General features: G+C 72.2%; 7 protein-coding genes. 5 read left to right on the forward strand and 2 right to left on the reverse strand.

Annotated elements, in window-relative coordinates:
• Nucleotides 1-117 precede the first annotated feature (117 nt).
• The 3 genes from ACOV8S_RS30315 (at nt 118) to ACOV8S_RS30325 (ending at nt 1,567) form a co-directional block, all read left to right on the forward strand.
• Complete coding sequence (locus ACOV8S_RS30315) at nt 118-576, forward strand: MarR family winged helix-turn-helix transcriptional regulator (protein WP_448321689.1); 459 nt, start codon at nt 118-120, stop codon at nt 574-576.
• Between the two features lie 248 nt (nt 577-824).
• The gene (locus tag ACOV8S_RS30320; RefSeq protein ID WP_448321690.1) at nt 825-1,289 is read left to right on the forward strand and encodes a DUF5709 domain-containing protein; all 465 of its coding nucleotides are present in this window, start codon (nt 825-827) and stop codon (nt 1,287-1,289) included.
• 5 nt (nt 1,290-1,294) lie between these two features.
• On the forward strand, nt 1,295-1,567 hold the full coding sequence (locus tag ACOV8S_RS30325; protein ID WP_448321691.1) for a type B 50S ribosomal protein L31: 273 nt from the start codon (nt 1,295-1,297) through the stop codon (nt 1,565-1,567).
• A 49-nt stretch (nt 1,568-1,616) separates the two neighbouring features.
• On the opposite strand, the gene ACOV8S_RS30330 is transcribed toward ACOV8S_RS30325, so the two are convergent.
• Both ACOV8S_RS30330 and ACOV8S_RS30335 read right to left on the reverse strand, forming a co-directional pair.
• Nucleotides 1,617-2,582: a YihY/virulence factor BrkB family protein gene (locus tag ACOV8S_RS30330; protein ID WP_448321692.1), complete on the reverse strand. Its 966-nt coding sequence runs from the start codon at nt 2,580-2,582 to the stop codon at nt 1,617-1,619.
• Nucleotides 2,583-2,659: 77 nt separating this feature from the next.
• A complete protein-coding gene (locus tag ACOV8S_RS30335) occupies nt 2,660-3,454 on the reverse strand; it encodes a metal-dependent hydrolase (protein ID WP_448321703.1) in 795 nt (264 codons plus the stop codon).
• A gap of 145 nt (nt 3,455-3,599) precedes the next feature.
• Here ACOV8S_RS30335 and ACOV8S_RS30340 point away from each other — a divergent pair, with 145 nt between their 5' ends.
• Nucleotides 3,600-6,140, forward strand: a complete 2,541-nt coding sequence (locus ACOV8S_RS30340) for a DEAD/DEAH box helicase (RefSeq protein ID WP_448321704.1) — start codon at nt 3,600-3,602, stop codon at nt 6,138-6,140.
• A gap of 110 nt (nt 6,141-6,250) precedes the next feature.
• On the forward strand, nt 6,251-7,117 hold the full coding sequence (locus ACOV8S_RS30345) for an acyl-CoA thioesterase (RefSeq protein ID WP_448321693.1): 867 nt from the start codon (nt 6,251-6,253) through the stop codon (nt 7,115-7,117).
• Nucleotides 7,118-7,259: the final 142 nt, after the last annotated feature.

Raw genomic sequence — 7,259 nt, forward strand, 5'->3', positions numbered from 1 at the left:
GGGCGGGGAGATGGGGCTGAAGAGCGCATCCCGGGGCATACGGGCCCAGGATCGTCACAGAGCTTAGCTCATTGTTACCCATACTCACAATGAACACCGTCCTGATACCGTTCCGGCATGACGCTTCCCGACTCCGACGGGCTTCTCGCCGAGCAGCTGCTGCGCCTGACCCGCCGCGTCCACCGCATCCAGAAGCGCCATCTGGCGCAGCAGGGCATGGCCATCACCCCGGCGCAGTCCCGCCTGCTGCGCGCCCTCGCGCCCTACGCCACGCCGCCGCGGATGGCCGATCTGGCGGAGCGGCTGGAGGTGGTCCCCCGCGCGGTGACGACCCTGGTGGACGGCCTGGAGGCGAGCGGGCGGGTGCGCCGGGTGGCGGATCCGGGCAACCGCCGGGTGACGCGGATCGAGCTGACCGACGAGGGCCGGGCGGCGCTGCGGGAGCTGCGGGCGGCCCGGCGGGCGGCGGCTGAGGAGATCCTGGAGCCGCTGACGCATGAGCAGCGGGAGACGCTCGGCGGGCTGCTGGACACGCTGATCGACGGCTCCCCCGCCCACCACCCCGGCCCCGCCTGAGCGCGGCTCCCGGCTGCCCGCCGGCTCGGCCGTGCGCGCGGCCCCGGCCGCCGTCGGCGCCGTCGCCGCCGCATGAGTCCGGCCCCGGCTCCCCGCCGGCTCCGCCATGAGCGGGGCCGCGACCGCCCGCCCATCCTGGTACGTCCCCGCCCGGTTCACCGGCGCGGTTTGCGCCGCACCCGGGCCCGGTGGACGCTGGAAGAAGTGAGCGGCCGCCACTGGGCGGCGCTACCGGGCGGGAGGTAGTCGTGGGCATCGCCGACGGACCGGGGGACGACGTCTATCAGCCCGACGCGTCCGACATCCAGGACGACTCGGGACTGCTCGACGTCGAGGACACGCTGGAGACCGACGACGTCGACGACCCGCTGGACCGCGGCTGGTCCCCGCCGGAGAAGCCCTGGGGGGTGGAGCACACCGGGGAGACGGCGGCCGAGCAGCGACGGGGCGAGTCGCTGGACGAGCGCCTGTCGAAGGAGCTGCCGGACGGGCCCGACCTGGGGCTGGACGGTGACGGCATCGGTGACGCCGTCGACACCGACGGGGAGCTGGTGGACGGCGAGGTGGGCGGGACGCGGGCCGGCCGTCTGGTCGCTCCCGACGAGGGGCTGCGCCGCGACGAGGAGGCGGTCCTGGCCGCCCGCGACGTGGGCATCGACGGAGCGGCCGCCTCCGCGGAGGAAGCGGCCGTCCATCTGATCGACGAGGAGTGAGTCGCGTGCAGCAGGACAAGCATCCCGAGTACCGTCCGGTGGTCTTCCGCGACCGGGCAGCCGGTTACGCCTTCCTCACCCGGTCAACGGCGGACAGCGACCGGACCATCGAGTGGGACGACGGGCAGTCGTACCCGGTGATCGACGTCGAGATCTCCTCGGAGAGCCATCCCTTCTACACGGGAAAGGCCCGGACCGTGGACTCCGAGGGCCGGGTCGCCCGCTTCGAGCGGCGCTACGGCGGGGCGGCCGAACCGGAGGGACCCGGCGCGGCCTAGCCGCACCACCGGGCGCGGCCTGGCCGCACCCGACCGCAGCGCGGCGTCCTCAGTCCCCCGGGCCGGGGTCGGGGCGCACGGCGGAGTGGAGGCCGGCACGGGCCGCCTCCAGCTGGGCGGCGAAGGCGATGCCGAGGAACAGGGCGATCCCGGTGAGGTTGGCCCACAGCAGCAGAGCGATGAACGCGGTCAGCGGCCCGTAGACCGCGCCGAAGCCCGCGCTGTTGCTGACGTAGAGCTCGAGCAGCCCGGTGGCCGTCACCCAGATCGCGAGGTGGACGGCGGAGCCCAGGGCCAGCCAGGTGTAGCCGGGCTGGCGGCGGCGGGGCGACCAGCGGAAGATCACGGCCGAGGCCGTCCAGGACAGCAGCAGCCCCAGCGGGATGTCCAGCGGGGCCCACCACCTCGCGCCGCCGGGCAGGCCCAGGGACTCCGCCACGGCACCGGCGACCGCGTCGCCCGTCACGAGGACGAGGAAGCCGAGCACCATGGGCAGTCCGGCGGCCCCGGCGAGGATCAGGGCGCGCCCGTACTTGTGCGTGACCGGCCGGTCGCGTTCGATGCCGTAGATGCGGTTGGCGCCCCGCTCTATCTGCGCCATCGCCGAGGCGAGGTTGATGACGGCGAAGCCCAGGCCCAGCACAAGGGCGAGGTTGCTCCACACCCCGCCGTGCGCGGTGCGCCGGGTGCCCTCCAGGACCTCCCGGACGATCCCGTCGCTGGTGCCCGGGACGATCCGCTGGAGGGTGAGCTCGATGACCCGGCCGATGTCCTCGGTGTGCGCCGAGGTGGTCAGGCCGACCAGCGCGGCCGTGAAGGGCACCAGGCCCACCACGACCTGGAACGCCAGGGCCCGCGCGTTGGTGAATCCGTCGGCGTAGCGGAAGCGGCTGAAGGAGTCGGTGATCAGCCGCCGCGCGCCGCCGTACTTGCGGAGGGCGACCAGCGCCTCGTCGCCGGAGAGTTCCTCTCCGATCATGTCCCGCGTCTGGGGGACGTGGACGACGGTTCCCATGGTGTGAGGTCTCCTCGGCTGGGGGGCGTTCCCCTACTCCTGCCCCCGGCCGCCCCGCCTCACCGTGGCCGAGGGTCTCAGAGGTAGCCGAGGGCGAACGCCGCGGCCACACCGCCGGCGAGCATGAAGCCGGGCATGAGGACCCGGACCTCCACCCAGGCGCCGGCGCGGAAGCGCATCGGCTTCGGCGGACCCAACGGGTACCAGCGCCTGCGGCCTATCGGGATCGGCCACAGCACGGGACAGCCGGAGACGGTGAGCGCGTCGCCGACGCAGTGGACCAGCGCGCCCAGCACGATCGGTAGGCCCAGCCACAGGTATTCCTGGTCCGGCCCCTCGAACAGCCAGGTGGAGCCGTTGCCCGGCCGGTCCAGGATCCCCGCGATGATCCAGGAACTGGTGGCGGCCAGCAGCCACACCAGCACGTCGGCGCTGGAGCCGCGGGTGGCCCGCCACAGCAGGCCCTCGATGGCCAGCACCATGTGCACGAAGAGGATGAACAGCACGCCCCACCGGTCCCCCAGCGTGGCGACGGCCGCCGAACCGGCGCCGAGCAGGAGCGCCCACACCCAGGTGTGGGTGAGGGTGCGGTGGCCGCCGGAACGTCGCGGGTCACCGGGTTTCCTTGTCGACTTGTAGACGGCGTAGGACAGCTTGTCGACGATCTCGCAGATCCACTTGGACACCGGCCCGAAGGCCCGCGAGATGGTGGCCGCCTTGTGGTCGAGGTCGGGTGCGAGGGCCGCCCCCGCGCAGATCAGCGCTCCGGCCAGCAGGACGGGCCAGGGCATCGGCTCGCCCCAGGCGGCCGCGGCCGCGCCGACGCCGAGCCAGGCGGCCGCGCCCGACAGAGCATGTGCTGGTCCCATCATGGCGTGCTCGCCCCGTTCCGCGATGTGCCGCTGTCGTCGCACGCCGCTGTTGTCGCTCGTCCCGCTGTTGTCATACGCCCGCTGTGCAGTTCAGCGGCACAGCGTAGCGGTGACGATCTTCGTCCGGGCATCCGATTCCCTGATCGTGACCTGGTCCGGGCAAGATGGGGACGTGACCCTCATCGATCAGTTGCCGCAGACCGCCGATCCCGACGCCCTCTACGAAGCCTTCGAGTCGTGGGCCCAGGACCGGGGCCTCACGCTCTACCCCCATCAGGAGGAGGCGCTGATCGAGGTCGTTTCCGGGGCGAACGTGATCGTCTCGACGCCGACCGGTTCGGGCAAGAGCATGATCGCGGCGGCCGCCCACTTCGCGGCCCTCGCCCGTGACGAGGTCACCTTCTACACCGCGCCCATCAAGGCGCTGGTGTCCGAGAAGTTCTTCGAGCTCTGCAAGATCTTCGGCACCGAGAACGTCGGCATGCTGACCGGCGACGCGTCGGTGAACGCGGACGCCCCGGTGATCTGCTGCACCGCCGAGGTGCTGGCCTCCATCGCGCTGCGAGACGGCAGGAACGCCGACGTCGGCCAGGTGGTGATGGACGAGTTCCACTTCTACGCCGAGGCGGACCGCGGCTGGGCCTGGCAGATCCCGCTGCTGGAGCTGCCGCAGGCGCAGTTCGTGCTGATGTCGGCGACGCTCGGCGACGTCTCGATGTTCGAGAAGGACCTCACCCGGCGCACCGGCCGGCCGACCGCGGTGGTCCGTTCGGCGACCCGTCCGGTGCCGCTGTCCTACGACTTCAAGTACACGCCGCTGACCGAGACGCTGACCGAGCTGCTGGACACCCGGCAGGCGCCGGTCTACATCGTCCACTTCACCCAGGCGCAGGCGGTGGAGCGGGCGCAGGCGCTGATGAGCATCAACATGTGCTCCAAGGAGGAGAAGGAGAAGATCGCCGACCTGATCGGCAACTTCCGCTTCACCACCAAGTTCGGCCAGAACCTCTCCCGTTACGTCCGGCACGGCATCGGCGTGCACCACGCCGGCATGCTGCCGAAGTACCGGCGTCTGGTGGAGAAGCTGGCGCAGGCAGGGCTGCTGAAGGTCATCTGCGGCACGGACACCCTCGGCGTGGGCGTCAACGTGCCCATCCGCACAGTGCTGTTCACCGCGCTGACCAAGTACGACGGCAACCGGGTGCGCACCCTGCGGGCGCGTGAGTTCCACCAGATCGCGGGCCGGGCCGGGCGGGCCGGCTTCGACACGGCCGGCTTCGTGGTCGCGCAGGCGCCCGAGCACGTCATCGAGAACGAGAAGGCGCTGGCGAAGGCCGGCGACGACCCGAAGAAGCGCCGCAAGGTGGTCCGCAAGAAGGCCCCGGAGGGCTTCGTCGCCTGGTCGGAGTCCACCTTCGAGAAGCTGATCGCCTCCGACCCCGAGCCGCTGACCTCGCGGTTCCGCGTCACCCACGCCATGCTGCTGTCGGTGATCGCCCGCCCGGGCAACGCCTTCGACGCCATGCGCCGGCTGCTGGAGGACAACCACGAGCCGCGCCGGGCCCAGCTGCGTCACATCCGCCGGGCCATCGCCATCTACCGGTCACTGCTGGACGGCGGCATCGTCGAGAAGCTGGACGAGCCGGACGCCGAGGGCCGCATCGTGCGCCTGACGGTCGACCTGCAGCAGGACTTCGCGCTCAACCAGCCGCTGTCCACGTTCGCGCTGGCCGCGTTCGAGCTGCTGGACCCCGAGTCGCCGTCGTACGCGCTGGACATGGTGTCGGTGGTGGAGTCGACGCTGGACGACCCGCGGCAGATCCTGCACGCGCAGCAGAACAAGGCGCGCGGTGAGGTGGTCGCGCAGCTGAAGGCGGACGGCGTCGAGTACGAGGAGCGGATGGAGCGGCTGCAGGAGGTCAGCCACCCCAAGCCGCTGGAGGAGCTGCTCTTCCACGCGTACAACACCTACCGCCACAGCCACCCGTGGGTGGGCGACCACCCGCTGTCGCCCAAGTCGGTGATCCGCGACATGTACGAGCGGGCGCTGACCTTCACGGAGTTCGTGTCCCTCTACGAGCTGGCCCGCACCGAGGGCATCGTCCTGCGCTACCTGGCGAGCGCCTACAAGGCGCTGGAGCACACCGTCCCCGACGACCTGAAGTCGGAGGACCTGCAGGACCTGATCGCCTGGCTGGGCGAGATGGTCCGCCAGGTCGACTCCAGCCTGCTGGACGAGTGGGAGCAGCTGGCCAACCCCGAGGTGCTCACCGCCGAGGAGGCCCAGGAGAAGGCCGACCAGGTCAAGCCGGTCACCGCCAACGCGCGCGCCTTCCGGGTGCTGGTGCGCAACGCGATGTTCCGCCGGGTGGAGCTGGCCGCCCTGGACCAGGTGAACGAACTGGGCGCGCTGGACGCCGAGTCGGGCTGGGACGCGGACCGCTGGGGCGAGGCCATGGACGCCTACTGGGACGAGTACGAGGACCTGGGCACCGGGCCGGACGCCCGCGGCCCGCGTCTGCTGATGATCGAGGAGGACCCCGCCCACGGTCTGTGGCGCGTCCGTCAGACCTTCGCCGACCCGAACGGCGACCATGACTGGGGCATCAGCGCCGAGGTCGACCTCGCGGCGTCCGACACCGAGGGCCGCGCGGTGATCCGGGTCACCGACGTCGGCCAGCTGTGACGCCGCCCGGCGGGGGAGCCGGGTACGGCGGAGGCGATGACGGTGACGGCGGAAACATCGGCGGCGGGACGGGCGCAGGCGGGACACGTGGACGGGAGAGGAGAGACAGCATGACGAATCCGGCGGAGGGCCTGGTCGGCCTGCTCGACCTCGAGCAGATCGAGGTCAACATCTTCCGGGGCCGCAGCCCCGAGGAGTCGCTGCAGCGCGTCTTCGGCGGGCAGGTGGCCGGCCAGGCGCTGGTCGCGGCCGGGCGGACGGTGGAACCTGACCGGCCGGTGCACTCGCTGCACTCGTACTTCCTGCGCCCGGGGCGGCCCGGCGTGCCGATCGTGTACCAGGTGGAGCGGGTCCGCGACGGCCGGTCGTTCACCACCCGCCGGGTCACGGCGGTGCAGCAGGGCCGGACGATCTTCAACCTGACGGCCTCCTTCCACCTGCCGGAGGAGGGGCCGTTCACCCACCAGCTGCCACCGGCCCGGCAGGTGCCGGACCCCGATTCGCTGCCGACGGTGGCGGAGGAGATCCGCGAGCACCTGGGGGCGCTGCCGGAGCAGCTGGAGCGGATGGCGCGCCGTCAGCCCTTCGACATCCGGTACGTGGACCGGATGCGGTGGACGGCCGAGGAGGTCGCGGAGGCGGAGCCGCGCAGCGCGGTGTGGATGCGGGCGGTGGGGCCGCTGGGCGACGACCCGCTGGTGCACACCTGCGCGCTGACCTACGCCAGCGACATGACGCTGCTGGACGCGGTGCGGCTGCCGGTGGAGCCCCTGTGGGGGCCGCGCAACTTCGACATGGCCTCGCTGGACCACGCGATGTGGTTCCACCGGCCGTTCCGTGCGGACGAGTGGCTGCTCTACGACCAGGAGTCGCCCATCGCGGTCGGCGGGCGCGGGCTGGCTCGCGGGCGCATCTACGACCGTGAGGGCCGGCTGGTGGTCTCGGTGGTGCAGGAAGGTCTCTTCCGGGCCCTGTAGACCCGCCCGCGGCCGGGCTGCAGGGCCGGGCTTGTCGCTCCCGCTCCGGGCCGCGGCCGGGTCCCGCGGCGCTCGTGGGGCCCGGGCCCGGCCGTGCCGGACTCCGCGCTCACGGTCCGGGGCGCGGAGTCCGGCACGGCCG

It is taken from the genome of Streptomyces sp. CO7 (assembly GCF_053474865.1).